This is a genomic window from Nocardioides pocheonensis (genome assembly GCF_003725535.1).
Taxonomy (GTDB): domain Bacteria; phylum Actinomycetota; class Actinomycetes; order Propionibacteriales; family Nocardioidaceae; genus Marmoricola; species Marmoricola pocheonensis.
This window is the reverse complement of the sequence record NZ_RJSF01000040.1, coordinates 732,433-758,809: the sequence shown is the minus strand read 5'-3', so window position 1 is coordinate 758,809 and position 26,377 is coordinate 732,433. Positions and strand designations below refer to the sequence as shown.

25 protein-coding genes and 1 riboswitch are annotated in these 26,377 nt (G+C 70.4%); of the genes, 18 read left to right on the top strand and 7 right to left on the bottom strand.

Annotated elements, in window-relative coordinates; genetic code table 11:
* Position 1 precedes the first annotated feature (1 nt).
* The gene (locus EFL26_RS14470) at positions 2 to 436 is read right to left on the bottom strand and encodes an SRPBCC family protein (protein ID WP_123223536.1); all 435 of its coding nucleotides are present in this window, start codon (positions 434 to 436) and stop codon (positions 2 to 4) included.
* A gap of 133 nt (positions 437 to 569) precedes the next feature.
* Between EFL26_RS14470 and EFL26_RS14465 the strand changes: the two genes are divergently transcribed.
* From EFL26_RS14465 to EFL26_RS14415, 11 genes are all read left to right on the top strand, one after another.
* Positions 570 to 2,360, top strand: a complete 1,791-nt coding sequence (locus EFL26_RS14465) for an AMP-dependent synthetase/ligase (protein WP_221176958.1) — start codon at positions 570 to 572, stop codon at positions 2,358 to 2,360.
* 256 nt (positions 2,361 to 2,616) lie between these two features.
* The gene (gene cpaB / locus EFL26_RS14460) at positions 2,617 to 3,351 is read left to right on the top strand and encodes a Flp pilus assembly protein CpaB (protein ID WP_183408192.1); all 735 of its coding nucleotides are present in this window, start codon (positions 2,617 to 2,619) and stop codon (positions 3,349 to 3,351) included.
* Positions 3,352 to 3,382: 31 nt separating this feature from the next.
* A complete protein-coding gene (locus tag EFL26_RS14455) occupies positions 3,383 to 4,576 on the top strand; it encodes a CpaE/TadZ family protein (RefSeq protein ID WP_123223533.1) in 1,194 nt (397 codons plus the stop codon).
* 12 nt (positions 4,577 to 4,588) lie between these two features.
* Complete coding sequence (locus EFL26_RS14450; RefSeq protein WP_246000199.1) at positions 4,589 to 6,145, top strand: TadA family conjugal transfer-associated ATPase; 1,557 nt, start codon at positions 4,589 to 4,591, stop codon at positions 6,143 to 6,145.
* The gene (locus EFL26_RS14445) at positions 6,142 to 8,073 is read left to right on the top strand and encodes a type II secretion system F family protein (protein WP_123223532.1); all 1,932 of its coding nucleotides are present in this window, start codon (positions 6,142 to 6,144) and stop codon (positions 8,071 to 8,073) included. Before EFL26_RS14450 ends, EFL26_RS14445 begins: the two co-directional genes overlap by 4 nt.
* Before the next feature lies 1 nt (position 8,074).
* Positions 8,075 to 9,016, top strand: coding sequence for a type II secretion system F family protein (locus tag EFL26_RS14440; RefSeq protein WP_123223531.1), 942 nt, complete (start codon positions 8,075 to 8,077; stop codon positions 9,014 to 9,016).
* The gene (locus EFL26_RS14435) at positions 9,013 to 10,518 is read left to right on the top strand and encodes a sensor histidine kinase (protein WP_123223530.1); all 1,506 of its coding nucleotides are present in this window, start codon (positions 9,013 to 9,015) and stop codon (positions 10,516 to 10,518) included. Before EFL26_RS14440 ends, EFL26_RS14435 begins: the two co-directional genes overlap by 4 nt.
* Before the next feature lie 108 nt (positions 10,519 to 10,626).
* Positions 10,627 to 11,268, top strand: a complete 642-nt coding sequence (locus tag EFL26_RS14430; RefSeq protein WP_123223529.1) for a response regulator transcription factor — start codon at positions 10,627 to 10,629, stop codon at positions 11,266 to 11,268.
* A 147-nt stretch (positions 11,269 to 11,415) separates the two neighbouring features.
* Positions 11,416 to 11,613 (top strand): Flp family type IVb pilin, encoded by a 198-nt coding sequence (locus EFL26_RS14425; protein ID WP_123223528.1) that lies wholly within the window; start codon positions 11,416 to 11,418, stop codon positions 11,611 to 11,613.
* 66 nt (positions 11,614 to 11,679) lie between these two features.
* Positions 11,680 to 11,862, top strand: coding sequence for a Flp family type IVb pilin (locus EFL26_RS14420; RefSeq protein WP_123223527.1), 183 nt, complete (start codon positions 11,680 to 11,682; stop codon positions 11,860 to 11,862).
* 138 nt (positions 11,863 to 12,000) lie between these two features.
* Positions 12,001 to 12,201, top strand: a complete 201-nt coding sequence (locus EFL26_RS14415) for a Flp family type IVb pilin (protein ID WP_123223526.1) — start codon at positions 12,001 to 12,003, stop codon at positions 12,199 to 12,201.
* Between the two features lie 61 nt (positions 12,202 to 12,262).
* Here the strand turns inward: EFL26_RS14415 and EFL26_RS14410 are convergent, their stop codons facing one another.
* From EFL26_RS14410 to EFL26_RS14385, 6 genes are all read right to left on the bottom strand, one after another.
* Positions 12,263 to 13,510 (bottom strand): M48 family metallopeptidase, encoded by a 1,248-nt coding sequence (locus EFL26_RS14410; RefSeq protein WP_123223525.1) that lies wholly within the window; start codon positions 13,508 to 13,510, stop codon positions 12,263 to 12,265.
* Positions 13,511 to 13,514: 4 nt separating this feature from the next.
* Positions 13,515 to 14,771 (bottom strand): gluzincin family metallopeptidase, encoded by a 1,257-nt coding sequence (locus EFL26_RS14405; protein WP_123223524.1) that lies wholly within the window; start codon positions 14,769 to 14,771, stop codon positions 13,515 to 13,517.
* Between the two features lie 85 nt (positions 14,772 to 14,856).
* On the bottom strand, positions 14,857 to 15,789 hold the full coding sequence (locus EFL26_RS14400) for a C40 family peptidase (RefSeq protein WP_148046721.1): 933 nt from the start codon (positions 15,787 to 15,789) through the stop codon (positions 14,857 to 14,859).
* A gap of 77 nt (positions 15,790 to 15,866) precedes the next feature.
* Positions 15,867 to 16,047, bottom strand: a riboswitch (cyclic di-AMP (ydaO/yuaA leader).
* Positions 16,048 to 16,199: 152 nt separating this feature from the next.
* On the bottom strand, positions 16,200 to 16,406 hold the full coding sequence (locus EFL26_RS14395) for a hypothetical protein (RefSeq protein ID WP_123223522.1): 207 nt from the start codon (positions 16,404 to 16,406) through the stop codon (positions 16,200 to 16,202).
* 114 nt (positions 16,407 to 16,520) lie between these two features.
* Positions 16,521 to 17,822, bottom strand: coding sequence for an NYN domain-containing protein (locus tag EFL26_RS14390; RefSeq protein ID WP_123223521.1), 1,302 nt, complete (start codon positions 17,820 to 17,822; stop codon positions 16,521 to 16,523).
* Positions 17,819 to 18,076 carry a hypothetical protein gene (locus tag EFL26_RS14385; RefSeq protein ID WP_221176957.1) on the bottom strand — a complete coding sequence of 86 codons (258 nt, stop codon included), beginning with the start codon at positions 18,074 to 18,076 and terminating at the stop codon, positions 17,819 to 17,821. Before EFL26_RS14385 ends, EFL26_RS14390 begins: the two co-directional genes overlap by 4 nt.
* 103 nt (positions 18,077 to 18,179) lie before the next feature.
* Here EFL26_RS14385 and EFL26_RS14380 point away from each other — a divergent pair, with 103 nt between their 5' ends.
* The 7 genes from EFL26_RS14380 (at position 18,180) to EFL26_RS14350 (ending at position 26,360) form a co-directional block, all read left to right on the top strand.
* Entirely contained in the window at positions 18,180 to 19,997 is a 1,818-nt protein-coding gene (locus EFL26_RS14380; protein ID WP_123223520.1) for a DEDD exonuclease domain-containing protein, read from the top strand.
* 108 nt (positions 19,998 to 20,105) lie between these two features.
* Entirely contained in the window at positions 20,106 to 20,789 is a 684-nt protein-coding gene (locus EFL26_RS14375; RefSeq protein ID WP_221176956.1) for a glycosyltransferase family 2 protein, read from the top strand.
* On the top strand, positions 20,786 to 21,154 hold the full coding sequence (locus tag EFL26_RS14370; RefSeq protein ID WP_123223519.1) for a DUF2304 domain-containing protein: 369 nt from the start codon (positions 20,786 to 20,788) through the stop codon (positions 21,152 to 21,154). Before EFL26_RS14375 ends, EFL26_RS14370 begins: the two co-directional genes overlap by 4 nt.
* A complete protein-coding gene (locus EFL26_RS14365) occupies positions 21,151 to 22,683 on the top strand; it encodes a DUF2142 domain-containing protein (protein ID WP_123223518.1) in 1,533 nt (510 codons plus the stop codon). Before EFL26_RS14370 ends, EFL26_RS14365 begins: the two co-directional genes overlap by 4 nt.
* A gap of 9 nt (positions 22,684 to 22,692) precedes the next feature.
* Positions 22,693 to 22,971: an Lrp/AsnC family transcriptional regulator gene (locus EFL26_RS14360; RefSeq protein WP_123223517.1), complete on the top strand. Its 279-nt coding sequence runs from the start codon at positions 22,693 to 22,695 to the stop codon at positions 22,969 to 22,971.
* 69 nt (positions 22,972 to 23,040) lie between these two features.
* Complete coding sequence (locus EFL26_RS14355) at positions 23,041 to 24,567, top strand: DUF2142 domain-containing protein (RefSeq protein WP_183408191.1); 1,527 nt, start codon at positions 23,041 to 23,043, stop codon at positions 24,565 to 24,567.
* A gap of 32 nt (positions 24,568 to 24,599) precedes the next feature.
* Entirely contained in the window at positions 24,600 to 26,360 is a 1,761-nt protein-coding gene (locus tag EFL26_RS14350) for a hypothetical protein (protein WP_123223515.1), read from the top strand.
* The last annotated feature ends 17 nt before the right edge of the window (positions 26,361 to 26,377 follow it).

The window sequence follows — 26,377 nt, the reverse complement described above, 5'->3', positions numbered from 1 at the left end:
GTCACCCGATCGACTCGACGCGCTTCTTCAGCCCTTTCAGCGCGGTGTCGATGATCACCTTCTCGGCCTTGCGACGCAGCATGCCGATCATCGGGATCGCCAGGTCGACGGCGAGCCGGTAGGTGACGTGGGTGCCGGAGCCGGACGCGGTCAGCTCGTAGGTGCCGTCCATCCCCCGCATCAGCTTGCCCTCGACGAGGTGCCAGTGCAGGGTGTGCGGCCCGGCGTAGTCGTAGGCGAGCGTGTAGGCGTCCTTCACCCCTGCATCGAGGTCGAAGTGCACCTGCTCGGCCCGCCCCTCGGCGTCGCGGCGGACCACCTCCACGTGCTTCATGCCCTGGACCCACGCGGGGTAGTCCTCGAAGTCGACGATGACGGCCATCACCTGTTCGGGCGCGGCATCGATCTCGATGCTCGAGGTGGTCTGTTCGGGCATGGCGACGAGGCTATCGGATCGGTTCGGGGCACGAGTACGGTGCAGGTGGCGACGGACCTCACACGGGTCGACGCCGTCCAGCCCCGTCGAGCCCCGTCGAGCACCCGTCGAGCCAGACGTGACAAGGAGCAGCGTGCGCGAGTACTCCACCGCCTTGCAGGTCCCGGTGGCGACCACCGGCAATCTCACCGACGACGTCGTGCGCAACGCGACCGAGGACCCCGAGCGCGTCGCGTTCTCACGGCGCACCACCGAGGGCTGGCGCGACGTCACCGCGCGGCAGTTCCTCGACGAGGTTCGCTCGGTGGCGAAGGGTCTCGTGGCGGCCGGCATCGAGGCGGGCGACCGCGTGGCCCTGCTCTCCCGCACCCGGTACGAGTGGACGCTGTTCGACTACGCGATCTGGTTCGCCGGCGCCGTGACCGTGCCGATCTACGAGACCTCCAGCGCCGAGCAGATCGAGTGGATCCTCGAGGACTCCGGAGCGCGCGCCGTCGTCGCGGAGACCCCGGAGCACACGGCGCGGCTCAAGGAGGTGCGCGACCGGGTCGACGACCTGCACCACGTGTGGTCCATCGAGGACAACGCGGTCGCCGTGCTCACCACGCTCGGCCACGAGATCGGCGACGACGTCATCGAGGAGCGCCGTACGACGGCGGGACCGGACTCCCTCGCGACCCTGATCTACACCTCGGGCACCACCGGTCATCCCAAGGGCTGCATGCTCACCCACGGCAACTTCATGTTCGAGCTGACCGTCGCGGTCGCGGAGCTGCACCGGCTCTTCGACGCCGAGGGGGCCTCCACGCTGCTCTTCCTGCCGCTCGCGCACGTGTTCGCCCGCATCATCCAGATCGGCTGCGTGCGGGCCCGCGTCAAGATGGGCCACTCCGCGGACATCAAGCACCTGCTCGACGACCTGGCGGTCTTCAAGCCGACGTTCATCCTCGCCGTCCCGCGCGTGTTCGAGAAGGTCTTCAACACCGCGTCCCAGCGTGCGGCGGCCGACGGCCGGGGCCGGATCTTCAACCGGGCCGCCGACGTCGCGATCGCCTGGTCACGCGGCATCGAGACCGGCCGCACGAGCCTCGCGGTCCGGGCCCAGCACGCCCTGTTCGACCGGCTCGTCTACAGCAGGCTGCGCGAGGCGCTCGGAGGCAACTGCGAGCACGCCGTCTCGGGCGGTGCTCCCCTCGGCGACCGCCTGGGCCACTTCTACCGCGGCATCGGCGTCAACGTCCTCGAGGGCTACGGACTGACCGAGACGACGGCGGCGCTGACCGCGAACCTCCCCGACGCGCAGAAGGTCGGCACCGTCGGGCGCCCGCTCCAGGGCACCAGCGTCCGCGTCGCCGACGACGGGGAGCTGCTGTTCAAGGGCGGCCAGGTCTTCGAGGGCTACTGGCACAACGACCGCGCCACCGCGGAGGCGAAGGACGACGACGGCTGGTTCCACACGGGCGACGTCGGCGAGATCGACGACGAGGGCTTCGTCAGGATCACCGGTCGGAAGAAGGAGATCATCGTGACCGCCGGCGGCAAGAACGTCGCTCCGGCGGTGCTCGAGGACCGCCTCCGCGGCCACCTCCTCGTCGACCAGTGCGTCGTCGTCGGCGACGGTCGCCCCTTCATCGGCGTCCTGATCACCCTGGACCGCGAGACGGTGCCGACATGGGCCGAGCAGCACGGCAAGCCCACCGACCTGGCCAAGCTGCTCGACGACGTCGACCTGTACGCCGAGATCGAGGCCGCCGTCGAGGAGGCCAACAAGGCCGTCTCGAAGGCCGAGTCGATCCGGAAGTTCCGGATCCTGCCCGACGAGTGGACCGAGGAGGGGGGTCAGCTGACCCCCAGCCTGAAGCTCCGCCGGGCCGTGGTGATGCGTGACCACGTCGACGAGGTCGAGGCGCTCTACTCCCGTTAGAACGCCCGGAAACGCCCGAAATTGGTAGGGACTTAGGGCCCAACCTAGTCATTTCGGGCTATCCCGGACTCCCGGATGGGTCATGTACGGCCGGTCCGTGTGCATGGCGTGTGGACATCGGGCAGAGTTTCTCGTGCACCGGCACCGGAGGGGGTGTCGGCCGAGATCATTAGCGGTGCTCGCGTGCGCGACTCCTGGAGGGCACCTCGCCCTCGGGGGCCGACGGGAGAGCGCCGCCGACGAAGGAGCATCGCTCATGGATCGCCGGAGAGTACTGCTGGTCGTTGCCGCCATCATCGCCGCCCTGGGCACGCTGCTGGTCTTCCTCTACGTACGGGGCGCGGACAACCGCGCCAACGAGAAGTACCACGCCGTGCAGGTGCTGAAGGCGGTCAAGCAGATCAACATCGGCGAGACCGTCGCGGCGGCGCAGGCCGCGGGCAAGATCGAGGAGAGCACCGTCGGCCAGGGTGAGCGGCTGCCGGACGCCCTGGACTCGCTGGACGCGATCAGCGGCCAGATCGCTCAGACGAACATCTACCCGGGCGAGCAGATCATCGCCAGCAAGTTCGGCACCACGACCGCCTCGTCGAACACCCTCACGATCCCCAAGGGCGACATCGCCGTCTCCATCAACCTGACCGACACGGCGCGCGTCGCCGGGTTCGTCAACCCGGGTGACAAGGTCGCGATCTTCATGAACTCCGGCGGCGGCGCAGGCCTCGGGTCGTTCACGCGCCTGCTCCTGACCGACGTCGAGGTGATCGCGGTCGGTACGACGACGGTGGTCTCCACCACGACGACCGACCCGACCGGAGCGCAGACGACCGAGCAGCTTCCCCGTACGCTGTTCACGTTGGGCGTGACCCAGGCGCAAGCGGAGAAGATCCTCTTCGCCAGTGGAAGTGGAGAGCTGGCCTTCGGCCTGCTCAACCAGGACTCGAAGGTCGCGCCTGACCCCGGCGCGAACGCAGACAACCTGTTCAAGTGACCCTCCCGGCGCCCTCCCGAAAGGTCCCCACATGCCAGTCCTCGTCGAGAACGACGCCGCCTGGGCCAACGCCCTCGCCGCCGGCCTGCCCTCGGGCACGCAGGTGGTCGCGAGCATTGACCAGCTGGACAACTGGCTCGCCAAGAAGGAGGACGAGTACGCCGTCGTCCTCGGCCCGAACACCGACCTGAACCAGGCGGTCGAGCTCGCCGAGCGGCTGCGCTACGACCACCCCACGACCGGCATCGTGCTCCTGCGGCACGAGCTGTCTGCCGGCGTCTTCCAGATCGCGATGAGCGCCGGGATCCCGGCGGTGGTCGCTGCCAACGACGTCGACGGCATGGCCGCGGCCGTCGAGCGCAGCAAGATCACCTGGGAGGCGATCCGGGGACCGGCCGACTCCAGCGGCGAGCGCAGCGGCAAGGTGATCACGGTCTTCTCTCCCAAGGGCGGCGTCGGGAAGACCACCGTGGCGGTCAATCTCGCGGTGGCCCTGAGCGGCACGGGGGCGGCCCGGGTCTGCCTGGTCGACCTGGACCTCGCCTTCGGCGACGTCGCGATCACGCTGCAGCTCATCCCGGAGCACACGATCGCCGAGGCGGTCGACGCCGAGGAGCACCTCGACTTCGGCTTCCTGGAGACACTCCTCACCCGGCACGAGAACTGCTCGATCCTCGCGGCGCCGACGCACCCTGAGGGCAAGGACCGGATCTCCCCGGCCCTCGTCCGCCGCGTGCTGCGCGTGCTGCGACGGCACTTCGACTACATCATCGTGGACACGTCCCCTGCGTTCGACGACCAGGTGCTGCACGCGTTCGACGAGACCGACGAGTGCATCCTGGTCGCCACGCTGGACGTGCCGACCGTGAAGAACATGAAGGTGGCGATCGAGACGCTCGACGGTCTCGATCTCGTCTCGGGTCACCGTCACCTGCTGCTCAACCGGGCCGACGACGAGGTGGGCCTCTCGCCCGCGAACGTCGAGACCCTGCTCAAGATGCCCGTGGCCACTGCGTTGCCGACCGCGCTGGCGGTGGCGAATGCGACCAACCACGGGCGTCCGATCGTCCTGAGCCGCCCGGACCACCCGGTCAGCAAGGCGCTGATCCGGCTGGCGATGACTCTCGGGAGCGACAGCAAGGACGGGAAGAAGTCCGGTAAGGCCGAGGGGACGCCGATCGATTCCGAGCACAAGCGCCGGGTCTTCGGTCGACGAAGGAAGTGACTGGGGTGGGACATGAGCGATTTCTCTGATCGGCTCGCCGAGCTGATGCGCGGCGCCGCCGGCGCCACCGAGCAAGGAAGCCCGGCCGAGCCGGCCGACGCGCGGGCGGCGCAGCCGCCCGCCGCACCAGCGCCGCCTCCTGCTCCCGCTGCACCACCGCCGCCGCCCGCCGCAACCGCGACGGCGCCGCCGCCCCCCGCGAGCGGCAGCCACCGCGAGGCGGTGGCAACGACGCCTCCCCCGGCTCCGCACGTGCGCGTCGAGGCGCCCGTGATCCAGAAGCGAGGACCGAGCAAGGGCCGCTTCGACGACCTCAAGGAGAACGTCCACGAGGAGCTGCTCATCCAGCTCGGGCCGAAGCTGTACGACGCGAACCTGAGCCCCACGGAGCTCGAGTCGATGGTGCGGCAGGCACTCGCGGACGTGATGGCGGCCAGCGACCGGCCCCTGACCAGCACGGACCGGCAGCGGATCACCCAGGAGATCGCGGACGACATCCTCGGGTACGGCCCGATCGAGCCCTACCTCCGCGACGACAGCGTCTCCGAGGTCATGGTCAACGGGCCCTTCGACATCTGGCTCGAGCGCAAGGGTCGCCTCACCCGGGTCGAGGCGAAGTTCAACGACGAGGCGCACCTGCGCCGCACCATCGACAAGATCGTGTCGCGGATCGGTCGACGGATCGACGAGTCCTCGCCGATGGTCGACGCCCGTCTCCCCGACGGCAGCCGTGTCAACGCGGTCGTCCCGCCGCTGGCGATCGACGGCAGCTCGCTGACGATCCGTAAGTTCTCGCGCGACCCGTTGACGGCGGAGGACCTCATCGACTTCGGCACGTTGTCGCGCAAGACCGCCGACTTCCTCGACGCGTGCGTGCGAGGACGGCTGAACATCATCGTCTCCGGCGGTACCGGTGCCGGAAAGACGACCACGCTCAACGTGCTGTCCTCGTTCATCCCCAGCGACGAGCGGATCGTCACCGTCGAGGACGCGGCCGAGCTCCAGCTCAAGCAGGAGCACGTGGTCCGCCTGGAGTCGCGGCCCGCGAACATCGAGGGCAAGGGTGCGGTCACGATCCGTGACCTGGTCAGGAACTGCCTCCGCATGCGACCCGACCGCATCGTCGTCGGCGAGGTCCGTGACGCGTCCGCGCTCGACATGCTGCAGGCGATGAACACCGGCCACGACGGCTCGATCACCACCGTCCACTCCAACGGTCCCCGGGACACGCTCTCCCGCATCGAGACCATGGTGATGATGGCCGGCATGGACCTCCCGATGCGGGCGATCCGCGAGCAGGTCGCCTCCGCGGTCGACCTGATCGTGCACCAGGCCCGGTTGAAGGACGGCACGCGCCGGATCACGCACGTGACCGAGGTCGAGCGCATGGAGGGTGACGTGATCACGCTCCAGGACGTGTTCCTGTTCGACCAGCAGGCAGGGTTCGACTCCGAGGGCCGCAGCCTCGGTTCGCTCAAGGCCACCGGTCTGCGCCCGAAGTTCCTCGAGAAGATGGCGTTCGCGAACGTCGTCGTCGACCCGCGCGTCTTCGTTCCGGAGACGATGTGAGCACGGGCCTGCGCCGGCTGGCCGTCCTCTGCCTGGTTGCGTTCGGCCTCCTCAGCGTGCTCGTCGGACCGGCCCAGGCGGCCGACGACGCCAGCATCGACCACGCCGAGCACAGCAACGGACAGCTCAAGCTGCTCGTCTCCGTGCCCGGTGACGCCGTCGTGGACCTCGGGTCCGTCTCGGTGACGATCGACGGCAAGAAGGTCGACGCCACTGCCGAGAACGCGTCGAGCAACAGCGACATCCAACGCACGACGGTGCTCGCGATCGACACGAGCGACAGCATGAACGGCGCGCGCATCGACGCCGCCAAGGCGGCCGCGTCGACCTACCTCGACACGGTGCCGGCGAACGTCGCGGTCGGTCTGGTCACGTTCGACAACGACGTCGTCGTGCGACAGCCACCGACCCTGGACCACAACGCCGTCCGGACCGTTCTCGGCGGCCTGACGCTCAAGCACAACACGGCTCTGTACCAGGGCGTGCAGGCGGCCATCACCGCCACCGGGACCGCCGGACAACGGCAGGTCCTCGTCCTCTCCGACGGCAAGGACAACACCAAGGCGCCGCTGCAGCCCGTGATCGACGCGATCAAGGCAGCGAAGATCAAGGTCGACGTCGTCGCGCTCGACCAGGGTGCCGCCGCACCTCAGCCGCTCGCCGACATGGCGAGCGCGAGCGGGGGTCAGGTGATCTCGGCGAACTCCGACGCCCTCGCAGCCGCGTTCAACAGCGAGGCCGCCGCACTGGTTCGGCAGATCCTCGTGACCGCCACCGTCCCGAAGACGCAGCGTGCCACCGAAGGGACCGTGGCGGTGAGCCTGGACTCCGGGGACGCCACGCACACCGCGTCCGCCTTCATCGAGGTGGCCTCCAAGCAGGATCTCTCCGGCGACCCGTTCGCCGCCAAGCCGGCGGCGTCGTCGAACCTGCAGATCCCGCAAGCCGCCATGTACGGCGCCCTCGCCGCGATCGCGGTGGGCGTGATCGGGCTCGTTGCGGCGCTCGCCGGCGGAGGCAAGGCCGACGACCGTCCGACCATTGACCAGCAGCTCCAGCTGTACAGCGCGAGCGAGGAGGGGGCACGGGTCTCCCGAGCCAAGATCAAGCAGCAGTCGTCGGTATCGATCACCGACCAGGCGAAGCAAGCGGCGGAGAAGGCACTGGCGTCCAACGCAGGCATCGAGGCCCGGATCGCCGGCCGCCTCGAGGGTGCGGGGATGGCGCTGAAGTCCTCCGAGTGGCTCCTGCTGCACCTCGGGATCGCCTTCGCCGCAGGCATCTTCGGACTCCTGCTCAGCGGCGGCAGCCCGATCGCAGCGGTGCTGTTCCTGCTGTTCGGGCTGATCGGTCCGTGGGTGTTCCTCGGGCTCAAGCGGTCGCGTCGCCTGAAGGCGTTCGACTCGAGCCTCCCCGACACCCTGCAGCTGATGTCGGGCAGCCTCTCCGCCGGCCTCTCGCTCGCGCAGTCGCTGGACACGATCGTGCGCGAGGGCCAGGAGCCGATGACCTCGGAGTTCAAGCGCGTGATCGTGGAGAGCCGGCTCGGCGTCGGCCTCGAGGACGCCCTGGAGGGCGTGGCCGCCCGGATGCAGAGCGTCGACTTCAAGTGGGTGGTCATGGCGATCCGGATCCAGCGCGAGGTCGGCGGAAACCTCGCCGAGCTGCTCAACAACGTCGCCGGGACGCTTCGCGAGCGTGAGTTCCTGCGCCGACACGTGCGGGCGCTGTCGGCCGAGGGCCGGCTGTCCGCCTGGATCCTCGGCGGGCTCCCCCCAGCGTTCCTGGCCTACCTGACGCTGACCAAGCCCGACTACGTCCACCCGATGTACACCACGCCGGTCGGCTGGGTGATGCTGAGCGGGATGGCGGTCCTGCTCACCATCGGGATCTTCTGGATGGTCAAGGTCGCGAAGGTGGAGGTGTGAGATGACCGCCGCAATCATGTTCGCCGGCATCGGACTGATCTTCCTCGCCCTGGTCACGTTGATCGCGGCCCTCGCCCTCTCCCCGCGCGGTGACGTCGGGGTGAACCGCTCGATGGCCGTCCTCGAGGCGCTCACGTCCGCTCCGAAGGAGATGAAGCAGGAGCTGGACGCGCCGTTCAACGAACGCGTGCTGCTGCCGCTGCTGGCGCGCGCGCAGGGCATGGGCCGCCGGCTCACCCCTGCCGACGCGAACGAGCGGATCCACGAGAAGCTCGAGCTCGCCGGAAACCCGCCGGGGTGGACGGCAGACCGGGTCAGCGCCGGCAAGGTGGTCGGCTTCTTCGGCGCGCTCGTGATCTCCCTGACCCTGTCGATCCTGATGGGCCTGACGTTCCTTCCGACCCTGGCCTTCGTGATGGCGGCCTCTGTCGCGGGCTACATGGCGCCGAACATGTACCTCTACCAGAAGGCGTACGACCGCTCCGGCAAGATGCAGCGCGCCCTGCCGGACGCGATCGACCTCCTCACGATCTCGGTGGAGTCCGGCCTCGGCTTCGATGCCGCGGTCGCGCAGGTGGCCCGGAACACCGAGGGCCCCCTGGCCGAGGAGTTCGCCCGCATGCTGCAGGAGATGCAGATCGGCCGTGGCCGGTCCGAGGCGCTGCGATCGATGGCCGACCGGACCAAGCTGCCCGACCTGCGCAGCTTCGTGAGCGCGATGGTCCAGGCGGATGCGTTCGGCATCCCGGTCGGGCAGGTGCTGAGGGTGCAGTCCTCCGAGATCCGGGTGAAGAAGCGTCAGTGGGCCGAGGAGATGGCCCAGAAGGTCCCGGTGAAGATCCTGGTGCCGCTGATCTTCTGCATCCTGCCGACGCTCTTCATCGCGGTGCTCGGACCTGCGGGCATCACGATCATGGACAACTTCACCGGAAGGATCCGGTGACGGACGTACGTCGGGTCGGGGTTGCGGCACGCGTCTTCACACTGGCGGTGATCGCCGCCACCGCGTTCGTCGGGAACGTCGGCACGAACGGCGTCTGGTACGTCCTGGGCATCGCGGCCTTCGCCGAGGCGATCTCGCTGTCCGAGGTGCTTGCAGAGCACCCGCTGGCGATCATCGAGGGCGTCCTCACCGCCGCGGCCGCCGTGGCCAGCTTCCCCGCCAACGAGGCAGCGCTGCCGTACCTCGCGACACCTGCGCTGATCGCCGGTGTCGCCGGCGGGTTCCGCTGGGTCGCCGGAGTGCTGGTCGCCGAGGGCCTCGTGATCAGCGGCGTCTCCTGGCTCCTGATCGGCAACTACGACGCCGCCCTGGCAGCGGGAGCCGTCACCTGGCTCACGACGGGCCTCGGCCTCGGCCTCCTCGGCACGTTCACGCGCCACAGCATCACGCGGTCCGGCACCGACAACACCTACCGGAGCGCCCTGGAGCTGATCAAGCAGCTGCACGCCCTCTCCGGTCGTCTCACCTCGGGCCTCGACCCGGTGGACCTGGCCGACCAGGTGCTCTCGATCGTCGGGGAGGAGATCGTGGTCCGCCAGGCGGTGGTGGCCGTGCGGAGCGGTTCCGGTGACTTCACTCCCCTGCGCTACTCCAACGGCGCGATCCCGTTCCCGATCGAGGGCGCCCAGGAGCTGATGTACCGCTGCTGGCAGACGCGGAAGCCCGTGTTGGGGACGTCTCGGATCGCCCTCCCCCTGAACACCGAGACCGAGCGCGTCGCGGTGGTCCTGGTCGAATGTGCGACGCCGCCCGACAAGAAGGCCGTGGACCGCACGATGGCACGGCTCGACCCCCATGCCGTGCGGCTCAACGCAGCGTTGCTGTTCACGAGCGTCCGCGAGTCGGCCACGAGCGAGGAGCGGCAACGGATCGCCCGCGAGGTCCACGACGGCGTCGCCCAGGACGTCGCGTCGCTCGGCTACCTGATCGACAACATCTCGGTGACCGCGACCGATCCCCAGCAGGTCGAGGACGTCGCCCGGCTGCGCAAGGAGGTCTCCCGCGTGGTTGCGGAGCTGCGCAACTCGGTCTTCGACCTGCGCAACGAGGTCGGTGCCACCCAGGGAGTCGGGCAGAGCCTGGCCTCCTTCGCTCGACACGTCGGCTCGCACTCCAACCTCACCGTCCACGTCACCCTCGACGAGTCCACGGTCCGGCTCCGGCCGCGGGTGGAGGCCGAGCTGCTCCGGATCGCTCAAGAGGCGATCAACAACGCCCGCCGGCACTCCGGCGGCCACAACCTCTGGGTGGACTGCCGGGTGCACCCGCCCCGCGCCGAGATCAGCGTGCTCGACGACGGCGAGGGGCTGGGCGTCCCGCGCGACGACTCCCACGGCATGAAGATCATGCGCGAGCGCGCCGACCGGATCGGAGCCGACCTGATCGTGCAGTCGCCCGCACAGAACGGGCGCGGGACCCGCGTCACCATCCGGATCGACTGACCGATCCCCCATGGGGACCGACCCACCGACCGGACCGACCGACGCCACGCCAAAAGCCCACGTCCGGCATTTCCACCCGTTACCCTGCTGGGCAGGAAAGAGGAGCAGATGACCACCTCCGTCGTACTGGTCGATGACCACGAGCTGATCCGCAACGGCCTGGCCGGCGCGTTCACGCGTGACGCCGACTTCACCGTCGTCGGACAGGCAGGCACGGTCGCCGACGGCCTGGCCGTGGCCGGCTCGGTCCAGCCCGATGTCATCGTCATCGACCTGCAGCTTCCCGACGGCTCCGGGCTCGACCTGGTCAGGTCCGTGCGCAAGGAACGCAAGGACGTGGGCCTGGTCGTGCTCACCATGTACGCCGGGGACGAGCAGATCTTCGCGGCGATGGACGCGGGCGCGTCGGCCTTCGTGGGCAAGGACGCGCCGAGCACCGAGGTGGTCGCCGCCGCGCGCCATGCGGCCGTGTCGCCGTTGAGCTTCACGTGCGCGGGACTCCCCGAGGCGATGATGCGGCGGATGTCGTCGAGCAACCCGCGACTGTCCGACCGGGAGCGGCAGGTGCTCGACCTCCTCGCCGAGGGCCTGGGCGTCGCCGCCATCGCCGGCAAGCTCTACATCAGCGAGTCCACCGCCAAGACGCACATCGCGAAGGTCTACGAGAAGCTGGGCGCCGCCAACCGGGCTCAGGCACTGGTCTCGGCGATGCGGATGGGTCTGATCGACGCCAGCGCGCCGCCGCACTGAGCCGGACCACGGCGGATAGCCTGAATTGACTAGACGAGTCGGACTGCTCGGCCGATATCCGGGAATCCGGCACAAATAGGACACTGGTCAGGTCGGCAGAGGTCGGCGCCACACCACACGTAGTGTTCCCTAGGGGAAGGAACCCCAATGCTCGCGTTCTTCCAGAAGATCACCCGCCGTGACGAGGACGGCGCCTCCGCCGTCGAGTACGGCCTCCTCGTGGCCGGCATCGCGGCCCTCATCGTCGCCGTCGTGTTCCTGTTCGGCGGTCTGATCAAGAACGTGTTCTCGAACACGTGCGACAAGATCAAGAACTCGGCCAGCATCACCGCCAGCTGCTCCTGACGCCGTCGTCGGCCCGGCCGTGCTCGCCAGCCGCCGGGCCGACGCATTCACGTTGAAGGGGGCCACATGAACCGGCACCTCACCAGCGAAGACGGCGCATCGGCCGTCGAGTACGGCCTGCTGATCACCGGTATCGCCGGTCTCATCGTGGCCATGGTGTTCGTGTTCGGTGGCTTCGTCGGGGGCGTCTTCAGCGACAGCTGCACCAAGGTGCGGAACCAGGTCGCCGCGGGCAACGCCTGCAGCTGATCGGCTCACCTCGCTATAGTCCGTTCGGGCCATGCGCGACGAGCCGTTCGGCGGATGTCCCGTTTGTCCGATTCTGCGATTCTGTGAAATACGCCGACGACCGTCGCGCTCCACACCGTCTCTTGGGGGAGACCACACATGATCGAATTCATTCGCTCCATCCAGGCCCGTCGCCACGAGGACGGCGCGTCCGCCGTCGAGTACGGCCTCCTGGTCGCCGGCATCGCCGCGCTCATCGTGGCCGTCGTGTTCCTGTTCGGTGGCCTGATCAAGAACGTGTTCTCGAACACCTGCGACAAGATCAGCAACTCGGCGAGCATCACCGCTTCCTGCTCCTGATCTCGCGGCACGCACATCACCGGGATGCCGGGCGTGGTCTCCACGCCCGGCATCGCCGCGTTCAGCGCACCGCCTCGGCCATCCCGATCCGCTGGAGCGTCGTCGGGTGTGACCCGAACCAGAACTGGCTCCACGCCGGCGGGGTCGGGTCGGAGAGCGAGCGCAGCGCGAGCTGCTTCTGCATCGCGATGAACGTGTCCGGATCTCGGGTGGCCTGCAGCGCCGAGCGGTCCGCTCGGGCCTCGATCGCCCGGCTGATCGTGTTCTGCACCGGGCTGGCCAGCAACGAGCCCACGACGGCCAGCGCGAGCAGCAGCGGCACGACCCCCGGATCACCCAGCCCGTCGACCTCCGCGCGCTCGAGCAGCCGGCGCCGGGTCAGGACCAGGCCGAGCAGCCCCACGCCGAAGGCCGAACCCAGCGCACCCAGCACGGTGCCGACGAGCACGTCGTCGTGCTTTGCGTGGCCCAGCTCGTGCGCGACGATCATCTCGGTCTCCTTCTGGGGCAGGCCCGTGAGCAGCGTGTCGTAGACGACGACCCTCCGGGTGCTGCCGAAGCCCGAGACGTAGGCGTTGAGGGTCGTCGTACGCCGGGACGCGTCCGCCACCAGCACGTCGTCGATGTGCACGTGCTCCTTCGCTGCGAGGGCGAACACGTCGGAGCGGAGCGGCCCCGCCTTCATCGGCGTGAAGCTGTTGAACAGTGGCTCGACCAGCACCGGGTAGACGAACGACCCGATCATCGTGAGCGCCGCCGCCGCGACGGCCCCCCACAGCGGCCAGGACCGCGGCAGCATCCGCGCGAGAGCGACCACCACGAGAATCGCGACAGTGGTGAACGCCCAGGTGACCCCGAGGCCGATCGCCCGGTCCGAGAGCCAGCTCCCCCACGCCTGGTGGCTCAGTCCCTCGGAGAGCTCCACGCGCTGGGCGCTCCAGGCCAGGGGCAGGGAGGTCAGGGCGGCGAGAGCGCTCAGCGCGAGACAGCCGAGGACGACCTGCAACCACCACCGTCCGGGGAGCCGGCGCACCAGGGAGCTGCCGAGACGCGTGAACCCGAGGAGGCCCGCGACCAGCACGCTGACCAGGACGTTGCCCCACGCGGCGTGGCGCAGCAGCCCGCTCACGTGGTCGCCCCGGGCGATCTGGGCAGCGGTGAAGAAGTCGCCCGGCGCGACGGCCCGGACGTGTCCTCCGGGCAGCCAGTGCCAGGGAACGAGCAGGGCCGCCGCGATCACGAAGGCCAGGCCGGCGAGCACGGTGACGGCCAGGGCGAGGCGCCCGCTGGGCCCCGGCTGGACGGTCATGGCGTCAGCCTGCCACGCCGTCCGCAAGGCGACGCAGGTCAGCCCGCCAGCTCCGCACGAACGCGTCCTCGGTGGTGCCGAGGACGGTGCGGAAGGCCACCTCGACCCGGGCTCCGTCATCCACCGCACGGTAGAAGGCGACCAGCTTGTCCTCGCCGTACTGGCTCGCGACGAAGCGAGCGGCCAGCCAGGCCTCCTCGTACGTCGCCCCCAGGCCGTTCGCGGTCGGGTCGAGCTCGTTCGAGGTGGGAAGGTGGTCGGGCGGCCCGTCCTTGCGGATGCGCGCCAGGATCTGGCTCGCCGCCGTGTCGACCGGGATCCCGGCGTGGTCGAGCGCGACGTAGTCGGCGAACCCCTCGAGCAGCCAGGTGGGCATGCTGGCGAAGGTGGCGTCCGTAGCGACGTGGGTGGTCTCGTGGCTGACCACCACCTGCGCTCCGCGGGGACCCAGGCCGTCGAACACCCTCGGGTTGAGGAACACGTGCACCGGCGATCCGGCAGCGAGCGAGCCGTCGACGGTCGTGGTCACCGCGGCGATGTTGGCGTACTGCTCCTTGGGCGCAGCGAGGGCCGCGTCGAGCTCGTCCTCGCTGCCCGGGACCTCGAGGACCAGCCGCCCGTTCCAGCGCGGCAGGACCTGGCCGACGTCGACCAGCGCCTGCCTGGCCAGCGCGAGGTAGTGCGCGGCGTCCTGGCGCGCCGCGGCGATCACCAGGGCGCGCCCGACGTGCTCGGTTCGCACCGGCCCGGCGACCCACAGCGGCGTGCGGTCCTCTCCCCCGCCGACGCCGGCGATCAGGTCACGGCCTCCCGACCTGACGAAGACGAACCTGGTCTCCAGGCGGGTGGCCTGCGCGTCCCACCCGGCGAGGCGGTAGGCGAGCTCGGCCGTGCCTGCCCACGCCTGCGGCCCGTACTGGTCCCGGTCGGAGGCACTGAGCACGCTCTGGTCGTCGACGAACCGGAGCCCGAGCTCGTCGAGACCGAGGAGCTTGACGTTCGCGACCATCGCCTCGATCGCCGGGCGCGCCTGCGGCGTCGCCAGCGCGTCGGCGGCCGCCGTGTCGGCGCGGCCGAGTGCCTGGACGAGGTCACTGAGCGTGCGCTGCGCGGACTCCGCGCGACCAGCTGTGGAGGCGCCGGTCGGCCTCGGCGGCACGAGCGTCTCGTCGCCCCCGCAGCCGGACAGCACGACGGACAGGGCGAGCAGGACCCCGCCGACGGCGGCCCTCCGGCTTTCTCGACGACCGCGCGCTCCCACGGTGGTCGAGCCTAGTCGAGGCGGCGCAACGCTCGGCGGCGCCGACCTCTCGCGGACGGCGACCGGACTCGACGGGTGCGAAGGATCAGCCGGGGCGGACGGCGCCGGAGTACGGCATCGAGTGCAACGGCGAGACCCGCACGCCCGCGCCCGGGTTGAGCGCGTTCACGATCAGGCCGTTGCCGATGTACATGCCGACGTGGCTGACCGGGCTGTAGTAGAACACCAGGTCGCCCGGCTGGAGCTCGCTCTCCGACACGCGCGTTCCGGATCCCTGCTGCGCGCTGGAGGAGTGCGGGAGGCCCACGCCGGCAGCACCCCAGGCGCGCATGGTCAGGCCGGAGCAGTCGTAGGCGTTCGGACCGGCTGCGCCGTAGACGTAGGCCTTGCCGACCTGCGCCATCGCGAACCTGACCGCGGCGGCGGCCCGCCCCGAGGCGTCGACGTTCGGGACGTCACCGGTCCAGCCGCCGGAGAGGATCTGCGCCCGGGCCTTGGCCTCCAGGTCGTCGAGGACCGACTTGGCCTTGGCGGCCTTCTCGTCGAGGTCCTTCTTCTGCGCGGCCATCGTGTCCTGCAGCGTCTGCAGCCGCTTCGCCTCGTCCTGCACGGCGGCCTTGCGGAGGTTCAGCCGGTCGAGCTCGTTGCTGAACTCCTTCATGACCTGGCCGCGCTGGCTGTTGTACGCCGAGACGGCGTTGAGGTTGTCGAGGAACGCGTCCGGGTTGCTGGAGAGGACGACCTGCGACGTCGTGGACAGGGCGTCGCCCTGGTACTGGTCGACCACCATCGTGGCGACCTGCTGGCGCATCGCGGCGACGACCTTCTCCTGGCGGGCGAGGTCGGCGTTCAGCGCGGTGAGCTTGGTCTGGGTGGTCTGGAGCTTGACCTGGGCGTCGTTGTACCGCTCCGAAGCCTGCTCGGCCAGGTGCTCGTACTTCGCGAACTGTTTCTTCGCGGTCTCGAGGTCGGGCTTCGCCGTGGCGGCGGGCACGGCCACGCTCAGGCCGATCCCCACCAGGGCAAGGATGAGGGCAATCAGGGTCGCTGCGACAGCGCCAATGCGCTTCCGGCCGTTCGGCACGAGCGGACGGTCTCCTCTTTGTCTGACGCCTACCAGGTGAGCTGACGGATTCGGGCGCAAAGATCGCCCTACCAGCACGTCTCGGTCAGATCGGTGACCTCAACGCGCCGGATTCACCCCAAGGAACGTGGTTCCCCGGCTCCGGTTTCGTGCCTCCCCGCGACGCACGACTCCAGACTCGGCGCGACCCTCGAGCCGCCCAGGTCGGCGGCTGGTGCAAGGGTCTGAGGCAGAACGATAAACGAACGGTAACGACGCGCCAAACCGGGGCTCGCCGCATTCCGTTGTGGACTTGATCACTTGGGCCCCAGCGGACCCACTGGTCACTCCGGTGGCGCGATCGCTCACGCGGACTCGACGTCGGGCCCTGACACGGGCGTGACCATCCGCAGTGGTGGCACCAGCCCCGATCCCGCCAGAACCTCGAGCGCCTGCTGCTCCTCGGCGTCGAAGCTGAGCTCGGGCGGGGGACCCAGCAGGACGGTGACCACGCAGTCGTGGCAGGCCAGCCCACGCACCAGGCAGGTGTCGCAGTCGATGCGCACACTCATCGCTTCACTCTCCTTCGCGCCCTCGGTGGTGGGCTCAGGACCAACCTGACAGGCACCACCGACAAGACGCGGTCGGGCCGACAGGAAAGGTGGTTGAGCCTGCCGAAACCCAGTTCAGCGGAGCAGCCGCACCAGAGCCCTCGATCCGACCGCGCGCACACCGGGTCTCCGCAGGACGTCCCGGACGATCTCCCGGTCGCTCGTGACGACCGCGATCGGCCGGCCGGGTGGCTCGGCCTCGACGAGGTCCCTGATCACGTCGTCGGCCAGCACCCCGACCGGGCTGAACAACACGCGTACGCCGCGCGGTTGCTTGACCAGCGGGCGGGTCTCGGCGTTGGCACCGTCGAAGACGACCGTGATCTCGGCGCCCGAGCGTGCCGCGAGCGGACCGAGACCTGCGAGGAGCCGGTTGCGCTGGACCTCGAGGCTGACGTCGTCCCACTCCGCCCGGGTCACGTTGTAGCCGTCGACCACGAGGTGGAGCAGTGGCAGTGCGAGCAGCTCGCGGACGAGGGCCGGATCGTCGGCGGACAGGGATGCCGTGCCGGACGACTCCCGCGTCCCGCTCTCGGCGAGGTGGGCCTCGACGCGGTCGGCCGGCGAGCCGCTGACCACGGGGAGCGCGAGCTCCTGCCGCAGCCCCTGGCCGGCCTGCAGCAGCGTGTCCAGCAACAGCCGCGCGCGCAGCGTGCCCTCCTCGCGCCCGGCGCGGACGGTTCGCTGGGCCCGAGCGAGGTCGGCCTCGACCGCCACCACCTGTGCCTTGAGCCGACGACCCTCGCTCTCGGCCGAGGCGAGCTCGGCCTCGAGGCGCGTGATCCGGTCCAGCGACTCCGCGGTCAGGCGGTCGAGCTCTGCCTGCGTGCTCCGCGCGCGGCTCCGCGACTCCCCCAGCTTGCGACGCAGCTCGGTGATCTCCGCCTTGGCGGCCGCCAGGTCCTCCTTCGCCGCTCTCCTGAGGGAAGCCTGCTCGTTCGTGGCAGCCTCGAGCCGACGACGCAGCGACTCGACCTCCGTCGACGCGCGATCCTGATCCGCCGCGGCGCCCGCCTGCTCCGTCACGGAGTCGGCGGCCGAAACCCTGGCCACGAGGCCCTCCCAGCCGTCCGGCCGCAGCAGGAACGCGAGCGCCGCGGTGTCCACGGACGTGACTCCTTCGGCGAGCTGGTCGGCCACCGCGACCTGGCGCGCGCGGGCCTGGACGGCCACGCGTTGCCGGAAGGCCTCGTCCGCCACCAGCTGGTCGAGGATCTGCTCGCCGGCGATCCGCGCGCGCCGCTGCGGGGTGAAGGCTGCGGCACGCTTCAGCGGCCCCGGGACCTGCTCGGCCGGGAGCGAGCCGAGTGCATCCGCGGCGTAGGCGATCACCCGCGCGCGGATCCGCTCGGGAAGCGCGGCGGGCGCTTCAGTCATGCGCCCGGGGAGCCGTCGACGTCGGCGCCGGCTCGGTCGACCAGCTCGATCGCGTCTGCCCGTCCGCACCAGCGGCACGTCACCGACTCGAGCACCTCGTCGAGCACCCGGGTGTCCTCGACGACGTGCTCCCCGGCGAGGTCGAAGTGCCAGTACTCCGTCGTACGCCGGCTCCGCGCCACGTCGAACCGGGTCAGGTTGCCGCAGCCCCCACACCGCCAGCGCTGGTGGGCACCGGGAAGCGCAACCGCCACGATCTCTCCTCGACTCGTCCCGCTGCGGTCCCGCAGCGACAACCAGAGCCTATTGCGCGCGTCGAGCACGATTCTGTCGGCGCGGGTTCCTAACGTCAGAGACATGAGCACTGCGCCGCCGGCCGTCCGATCGGCCCCGGCCGTGGTCGCCCCGTCGGAGCGGGCCTCCCGCTGGTCGAGCCAGATGAGCTTCGACGAGCTCGGCCGACCGTTGCGCGACCTGACCTTCTGCGTGGTCGACCTCGAGACGACCGGCGCCGCCGTGTCCCAAGGATCGATGATCACCGAGATCGGGGCGGTCAAGGTGCGCGGCGGCGAGGTGCTCGGCGAGTTCCAGACGCTGGTCAACCCGCACGCCGAGATCCCCCCGTTCATCGCGGTCCTGACCGGCATCACCAACTCGATGGTGGCGAGCGCTCCCGCGATCGACGAGGCGCTTCCCTCGTTCCTCGAGTTCGCCCGCGGATCCGTGCTGGTCGCGCACAACGCCCCGTTCGACGTGGGCTTCCTTCAGCACTTCGCGAGGGAGCTCGGTCACCCGTGGCCGGGCTTCGAGGTGGTCGACACCGCGCGGCTCGCCCGGCGCGTGGTGACGCGCGACGACGCGCCGAACTGCAAGCTGAGCTCGCTCGCCGTCGCGTTCGGATCCTCGACCACGCCCAACCACCGGGCGCTGGCCGACGCCCGGGCGACGGTCGACGTGCTGCACGGGCTCTTCGAGCGGCTCGGCAGCCTGGGGGTGCACACGCTCGAGGAGCTGCAGACCTTCACCTCCCGCGTCAGCTCGGCGCAACGACGCAAGCGTCACCTCGCGGAGCACCTCCCCCACGCCCCCGGCGTCTACCTCTTCCGCGACGAGCGCGACCGCGTGCTCTACATCGGCACCTCCCGCGACCTGCGCTCCCGGGTGCGTTCCTACTTCACCGCCTCGGAGTCCCGGTCCCGCATGGGCGAGATGGTCGGACTGGCGACCCGGGTCCAGGGCATCGAGTGCGCCACGCCGCTCGAGGCGGAGGTCCGCGAGCTCCGGTTGATCGCCCAGCACAAGCCGCGCTACAACCGGCGCAGCCGCTTCCCGGAGAAGGTGCACTGGCTCAAGCTCACCCAGGAGCCGTGGCCGCGGCTCTCGCTGGTGCGCCGGGTGATCGACGACGACGCGGACTACCTCGGGCCGTTCTCGTCGCGCAAGCGCGCGGAGAAGTCCCTGGCTGCCCTCCACGAGGCCTTCCCCGTGCGCCAGTGCAGCGGGCGCCTCCCTCTGGCGCCGTCGCGGAGCGCCTGCGTCCTCGCCGAGATGGACCGCTGCCTGGCTCCGTGCGACGGCAGCGTCGACCTCGACACCTACGCGCTGATGGTCGCCGACCTCCGTGACAACCTCCTGCGCCGGGCCGACCAGGTCGTCGAGGCGATCACCCGACGGATGAACGCCCTGGCCGCGGAGCAGCGCTTCGAGGACGCCGGCGTCCACCGCGACCGGCTCGCCGCCTTCGTGCGAGCCGCCTCTCGCACCCAGCGGCTCAGCGCGCTGACTCGCTGCCCTGAGCTGGTCGCGGCGCGACGCGAGGACGACGGACGGTGGGCCGTGCACGTCGTACGCCACGGGCGGCTGGCGGGCGCCGGCGTGATCCCTTCCGACGCGCATGCTCGGGAGTACGTCGAACAGCTGCGTCTCACCTCCGAAGCGGTCTCCCCCGGCCTCGGTCCGACCCCGGCTGCCACCGCCGAGGAGACCGAGAAGATCCTGCGCTGGCTGGAGAGTCCCGGCATCCGCCTGGTGCACGTGGAGGGCGAGTGGACCTGCCCGGTGCGCAGCGCGTCGCGCCACCTCGCCGCGCATGACGCGGTCGAGCAGTCGCGGCTCAGCCTGGTGCCGTTCGACGAGCGCCGCTCCCTGCCCACCGTGCACCAACCTGCGCGCTGAGTCCCAGGCGGCGCCGCTTCCGGCCCCCAGCCGCGATCTTCGCAAACCGGTCACGCGCACCTCGTCGTTCTCCTACGCTTTCGACACGGCCCGGGAGGTGGACATTTCGTGGACGACGTGTGCGTGATCGTGCCCGCGTTCAATGAACGGGCGACCGTCGGTGCCACCGTCGCGTCACTGCGTTCGGAGTTCTCCCACGTCGTGTGCGTGGACGACGGCTCGGTCGACGGCACCGGCGACCTGGCTCGGGCCGCCGGTGCGACCGTGCTGCGCCACGTCGTGAACGAGGGTCAGGGCGCAGCGCTGCAGACCGGCTTCGAGTACGTCCTGCGCAGGACTGCCTACGCGTACGTCGTGACCTTCGACGCGGACGGCCAGCACCACGTCGCTGACGCGGTCCGCATGGTCCGACGCGCCCGCGAGACCGGTGCCGACGTCGTGCTGGCCTCCCGGTTCCGCGGCTCGACCGAGAACATGCCCTGGAGTCGAGGTGCGCTGCTGCGCGCCGGCGTCCTCTTCACGCGACTGACCGCGGGGCTCGACGTCACCGACACGCACAACGGCCTTCGGGTCCTGAGCCGCACGGCGCTGACCCGGATCCGGCTCCAGCTCCCCGGCATGGCCTACGCCAGCGAGCTGCTGAACGCCATCCGTCCGAACGACCTGGCCTACGTCGAGGAGCCGGTCACCGTCTCCTACACCGACTACTCGCGCGGCAAGGGGCAGCGCAACAGCAACTCGCTGAACATCCTGTACGACCTCCTCCTGGGCAAGATCCGCGCCACGCGATGATCATCAAGATCCTGCTCATCCTGGGCGCGCTGGGCTTCGGCGTGCTGATCCTGCGCGACAGCATGCCGAGTCACCACCAGCTGCTCCGGCGAGCGATCGGGCTCGTCGTCGTGTTCCTCGGCATCCTCGCCGTGCTCTTCCCCGACTCGACCAACACCGTCGCCCACGCGGTCGGGGTGAGTCGCGGCGCCGACCTGCTCTTCTACACGTCGGTGATGGTGTTCCTCTACAACGCAGTCTCGGCGAGCCAACGGATGCACCGGCTGGAGCAGCAGATCGCCGTCCTGACCCGCGAGCTGGCCATCACCAGGGCCGAGGATCCGGACCCGACGGATGTCGAGCGGCCGGAGCACCCACGATCGTGACGTCACGTCAGGGGAGTCGCCGGGTCTTCGTCCACGTCTTGGTCGGCATCCTGATGGTCCAGGCGGCCTGGATCCTCGCGCTGCCCGCCTTCCGGGGGATCGACGAGTTCGACCACGTGTTCAAGGCCGCCGCCGTCGCCCGGGGCGAGTGGACCTCGTCGGGTCAGGCACCGCAGGGACGCGGAGGGCTCGTGCGCATCCCGGGCGACCTCGTGTCGGCGGCCTCCGCCGTCTGCCGCAGCTACACGTACACGAAGCCGGACGACTGTGTTCCGGTGCGCAGGTTCCCGGGCGGTGACGTCGAGATCGCGTCCGCGGCCAGCGCGTACAACCCGGCCTACTACGCGGTCGTCGGCACCCTGACCCGCCCGTTCCACGGTGCACAGGCCGACTACGCGATGCGGGCGGTCACCGCCCTGGCCTGCGCCTGGCTGCTCGCCTGGGCGGCGACCATCGTGGTGCGCTGGAGCCGGTCGCGCTGGCCGTTGGTCGTCTTCATGCTCGGGCTGACACCGGTCCTCCTGTACAGCACCGCGATCGCGAGCCCCAACGGCCTCGCCTACTCCGGGGCGGCCCTGCTGTGGGTCTCGCTGCTGTCGGTCGTGCGCCGCAAGGCAGCAACCGCCCTCGAGGCCGTGGGGGCCGGCACCGGCGCCGTGGCGTTGATGACGACACACGGCACCGGGCCGATGCTCGCATTCCTGGCGCTGGCACTGGTCCTCCTCCTGCAACCGTCCAGGACCTGGCGGATCCTCGTGGTGAGTCGGTGGAAGGTCTGGCTCCCCGTGGCGACGACGGTGCTCCTGGTGGCATTGGGATGCGTCGCATGGATCGGCTACGCACACCCCGGAGCGATCGGCGAACCCGCGGACAGTCCGCTCACCGTGACCGACCTGTTGACCTTCGAGGTGCTCTGGCTGCTGGAAGCCGTGGCCGTGTTCCCGACGGTCACCGAGTTCCCGCATCCGGTGGTGTACGCGCTCTGGGGCGTTCCCCTCCTTGCGATGCTCGTCCAGGTGCTGCGCACGGCACGAGGGAGGGTGCTCGTGACCGCCGTCGGCCTGCTGGTGCTCCTGGTGACCATCCCTGCGGCGTTCACGCTCGCCACGTACGCCGACACCGGACTTGCCTGGCAGGGCCGTTACTCCTTGCCGCTCTGGCTCGGGCTGAGCAGCGTGGCCGCCCTGCTCGCGGTCTCACGGCGCGAGGCGGCCCCCACCTGGGTACCGCTCGTCTACGGCATGGCCGCGACGGCGGTCGCGGTCAGCGTGATCCAGGTGGGCTTCCGTGAGGCGCACGGCGAGCTACCGTCGGCCGTCGCCGCGCGGCTCCCGGGCGGCCTGGTCCTCGTGGGCGTCCTCGCCGCCGTCGGGACCCTGCTGCCCCTCGCCCTCCCGCGTCGGCTCCTGGGCGAGGGCTCGTCGGGGCCGGCCCACGACCGGGTCGCCACTCAGGGCTCGGAACTCGGGGACACGCAGCTTCCCGGGCACACCGAACGAATCGGCGACCCGACGCTGGACGCGCGGTAGGTTGCTCGCGTGATCACCGCCATCGTCTTCGTGAAGGCTGACGTCGCGCGCATCCCCGAGGTCGCCGAGGCGATCGCGGCGCTCGACGGCGTCAGCGAGGTGTACTCGGTGACCGGCCAGATCGACCTGATCGCGATGGTGCGGGTGCGTGACCACGACGCGGTCGCGGCCGTCATCGCGGACAAGCTCAACAAGGTCCCCGGTGTGCTCGAGACGGAGACCCACATCGCCTTCCGGGCGTACTCCCGCCACGACCTGGAGACTGCGTTCTCCCTGGGTCTGGACTAGGTGCCACTCCGGTCGCCGATGCGTGCCGCGGGTGGTGGCCTCGAGCGGGTCGACGGCGGGAGTGACCGCGTGAGCGTCGAGGCGGGCCCTCCCGACCCCGGCCGGAACGGGAGCCGCCGGGTGGCTGCCTGGGCGGCGGCCGGCCTGTTCGGCCTCCAGCTCGCCTGGTTGCTGGTGATGCCACCCGCGACCGGCATCGACGAGTTCGACCACGTGTACCGGGCCAGCTCCGTCGCGATCGGCCACTGGCGACCCGGGACCTACGAGCTCTCGCCGACGCTCGCCCGGGGCGCGATGCTGCCCGTGCGTGCCGACATCGTCGAGGCGGCAGGGCCCGCGTGCGCGAGGCTGCCCTACACCAAGCCGTTCAACTGTCGCCCCTACAAGGACCTCGGTGACGGCGTCGTCGAGGTCGCCACAGGGGTCGACTACTACAACCCGCTGTACTACGGAGTGGTCGGCGCGCTCGCCCGACCGTTCTCGGGAAGCGCGGCGATCGACGTGATGCGGTTGGTCTCGATCGTCGAGTGCGCCGCGATGTTCGGTCTTGCGGTGTTCCTCACGACGCTCTGGGCGCGCAGCCGCTGGCCCCTGCTCCTGCTGCTCGCCGCCTGTCTCCCGACCACGGTGTACTCAGCCAGCATCGCCACGCCCAACGGCGTGCAGATGGTCAGCGGCATCCTCGTCTGGGCAGCTGCCCTGGCGATGCTCAGGGTCGGACCGAACGGACGGCGCCCGGCGTACGTCGGACTCATGGTCGGCGTGGCCGTCATGGCCAACACCCACACGCTCGGGCTCTTCTGGCTCGCCCTGATCGCGCTCACGCTGATGGTGTACGCCGGGCCGGTGCGAGTCCTGTGGCTCGCCCGCCCCAGGAGTCGACCCGAGGTGGCCGCGCTCGGCGTCGCTCTCGCCGCCGTCGCGTTCCAGCTGTGGTGGATGGCCTACGCACAGCCCAACACCTCACGCCCCGAGGGTGGACTGCCCGGCAACCCGTGGGGTCAGATCGCCCAAGGTGTGATCGCGTGGCCGCTCCAGGCGGTCGCGGCGTTCCCGTACCGCAACGAGTCCGCGCCGGCCGCTGTCTACGGCGTCGCGCTGGTCGCCATGATCGCCCTGGCGGTGTTCACCGCACGGGCTCTGCGAGGCGCGGGCCGGGACTCCCTCGCCATGGCCGTCGTCCTCGTGCTGTCGGCGGCGGTGCCGGTCGCGATCACCTACTCGGGCTTCCACCGGTACGGGATGTCGTGGCAGGGCCGCTACGGCATGCCGTACTCGGCGGGGGTCTTCGCGCTCGCCGGGCTCGCACTCGAGGACCGCGGCCCAGCGCTTCGAGGCGCCTTCCTGTGGCTCGGGCTGGTCGGGTGGGGCGCAGCTGAGACTCTCGGCATCACCGGCGTCCTGGCGAAGCAGATCAAGGACCACGAGCTGGTCTCGGCGACGCACTGGTGGGCACCTCCGACGGTGCTCGTGGTGGCGCTCGGCGCGCTCGCGACGGCCTCGTGGTCACGCTCCGTGCAGCTCGTGGAGGGCGGCTCACCTCCCGCGGCAGACGAGGCGAACCCGAGGGGCGATGCCGTGCCCAGAGCGCGATGACGACGCGGGGCACTGCGGGAGGGCGCATCGCCGTGGCGACGGCCGTGGCCGGCACCGCGGCCACGGTGACCTGGTCGGCCCTCGCCGTGCTCGTCTCCGGCCGCGGCCTCGGTGCCGGGAACGAAGGCTTCTACCTGCTCGCCTACGGGCGGTGGCACGAGGACCGGCGCACGTTCACCGGCGCGCAGTACCTCTACGGGCCCCTCTTCGACCTGCTCGGTCACGACATCGGTGGGTTGAGGCTCCTCCGGCTCACCTCGATCCTCGTCGTGCATCTCGTCCTCGGCATCGCCTTCGCCCGATGGCTGCGCGCGCACCGTCCGTGGGCACCTCGCGGCTCGTCGTGGGAGTACGCCGTCGCCAGCCTGGTCACCGCCAGCGGGGCGATCCTCTACGGGTGGCTGCCCCGGACTCCGGGCTACAACGACGTGACCGTGCTCGGCAGCGAGCTGCTGGTCGCACTCATGCTGGTGTCCCTGCGAGCGGCCGACCGTGATCGAGACGTGCCACTCCTGGTCGGAGCAGCGATCGGGTTCGTGGCCGGCGCCATGGTGCTCGCCAAGCCACCGTCCGCCGTGTCGCTGGTCGTCATCCTGATCGCGTCGGCGTTCACGCTGCACCTCGCAGGCGCCCGCCCCCTGCGGTTGGCCCTGCCGATGGTCGCGGGTGTGGTCATGTTCGCCCTGGCGGTCCAGGTCCTCGTCGATCCCTGGAGCCAGATCCTCCCACCGCTGCGACAGCAGATCTCGATCGTCTCGGGCAGCACGCACTCACCTCTCGAGGTGGTCACCTGGTACGCCGAGTCCTCCCTCGAGGTTCTCGCAGCGGCGCTCGTCCTCTGCGCGCCGACCGCGATCGCGGTCGTGATCGCCCGGTTCCTCCCCACGACATTGCCGGGACGGCATGCGACCGTGGGCGTCGTCGGCGTGGCGGCCTCCGCCGCACTGCTCGCGAGCGTCGGCGGCTTCCGATCCGGCGCGGGCAACGTTCTCGCGTTCGCGTCGGGGATCGCCGCGTGCGTGCTCCTCGTGCTGACGAGCTCGGCGGTGCGGAGGCTGCGCAAGCCGGTTCGGGTCTCGTCGTACGCGATGGTCCTCGTCCTGCTCGGCATCGTCCCGCTCCTCCAGGGGGTCGGCACCAACAACGCGCTGTATGCCACGGCGGTGAACGGTGCCGGCCTGTGGATCGCGCTGACGATCGCCCTGGTCACGGCCCGCCCCTGGCGCGCGACGACGGCGTCCGTGATCGCACTCGGGGCCACCACGTTGGGCGTGACGATCTCCGTGGTCGTCGGCGTCGACGGTCTGGTGCACGAGGCTGGCGGAGCCGGTCTCCTGACGGGAGCGTGGGCACACGTGGACGGGTCGTCCGAGCTGGCGTCGATCGCCCTGCCGGCCTCCGAGGCGGACACCTACTCCCGCATGAGGAGCGACCTGGGGATCACACCCGGCAGTCACCGGCCGATGCTCGCGTTCGGCGAGCTCGCCCAGTACGTGCTGATCCTCGGAGGCCGTCCGATCGGTGAGGCGTGGTACTCCAGCTACGACGACGGCCTGAACGCCGCCGACCTGCGCGCCGCCTGCCGGCACGGCAACCCCTGGGGCGACCAGCAGCCGCTGGTCGTGGCGAACCGCGACCCGAGCGCCACCGAGCTCGCGGCGTGGCGCGTCTGCGGCGTGGACTTCTCCACCGAGTACCGGGACGTCACCCCTCCCGCTGCGCCCGACGGGGTGCGCGTGCTCCGCTGGGCCGGCGACACGGCGGTCCGTCCGGACGCCGCCGGATCACCGTGACGGCCGATTCCGGGCGA

Excerpts from the sequence above, each read along its gene's own strand:
- EFL26_RS14470 (WP_123223536.1), bottom strand. The coding sequence starts at position 436 with ATGCCCGAACAGACCACCTCGAGCATCGAGATCGATGCCGCGCCCGAA.
- cpaB (WP_183408192.1), top strand. The coding sequence starts at position 2,617 with ATGGATCGCCGGAGAGTACTGCTGGTCGTTGCCGCCATCATCGCCGCC.
- EFL26_RS14455 (WP_123223533.1), top strand. The coding sequence starts at position 3,383 with ATGCCAGTCCTCGTCGAGAACGACGCCGCCTGGGCCAACGCCCTCGCC.
- EFL26_RS14450 (WP_246000199.1), top strand. The coding sequence starts at position 4,589 with ATGAGCGATTTCTCTGATCGGCTCGCCGAGCTGATGCGCGGCGCCGCC.
- EFL26_RS14440 (WP_123223531.1), top strand. The coding sequence starts at position 8,075 with ATGACCGCCGCAATCATGTTCGCCGGCATCGGACTGATCTTCCTCGCC.
- EFL26_RS14430 (WP_123223529.1), top strand. The coding sequence starts at position 10,627 with ATGACCACCTCCGTCGTACTGGTCGATGACCACGAGCTGATCCGCAAC.
- EFL26_RS14425 (WP_123223528.1), top strand. The coding sequence starts at position 11,416 with ATGCTCGCGTTCTTCCAGAAGATCACCCGCCGTGACGAGGACGGCGCC.
- EFL26_RS14420 (WP_123223527.1), top strand. The coding sequence starts at position 11,680 with ATGAACCGGCACCTCACCAGCGAAGACGGCGCATCGGCCGTCGAGTAC.
- EFL26_RS14415 (WP_123223526.1), top strand. The coding sequence starts at position 12,001 with ATGATCGAATTCATTCGCTCCATCCAGGCCCGTCGCCACGAGGACGGC.
- EFL26_RS14410 (WP_123223525.1), bottom strand. The coding sequence starts at position 13,510 with ATGACCGTCCAGCCGGGGCCCAGCGGGCGCCTCGCCCTGGCCGTCACC.
- EFL26_RS14395 (WP_123223522.1), bottom strand. The coding sequence starts at position 16,406 with ATGAGTGTGCGCATCGACTGCGACACCTGCCTGGTGCGTGGGCTGGCC.
- EFL26_RS14390 (WP_123223521.1), bottom strand. The coding sequence starts at position 17,822 with ATGACTGAAGCGCCCGCCGCGCTTCCCGAGCGGATCCGCGCGCGGGTG.
- EFL26_RS14380 (WP_123223520.1), top strand. The coding sequence starts at position 18,180 with ATGAGCACTGCGCCGCCGGCCGTCCGATCGGCCCCGGCCGTGGTCGCC.
- EFL26_RS14370 (WP_123223519.1), top strand. The coding sequence starts at position 20,786 with ATGATCATCAAGATCCTGCTCATCCTGGGCGCGCTGGGCTTCGGCGTG.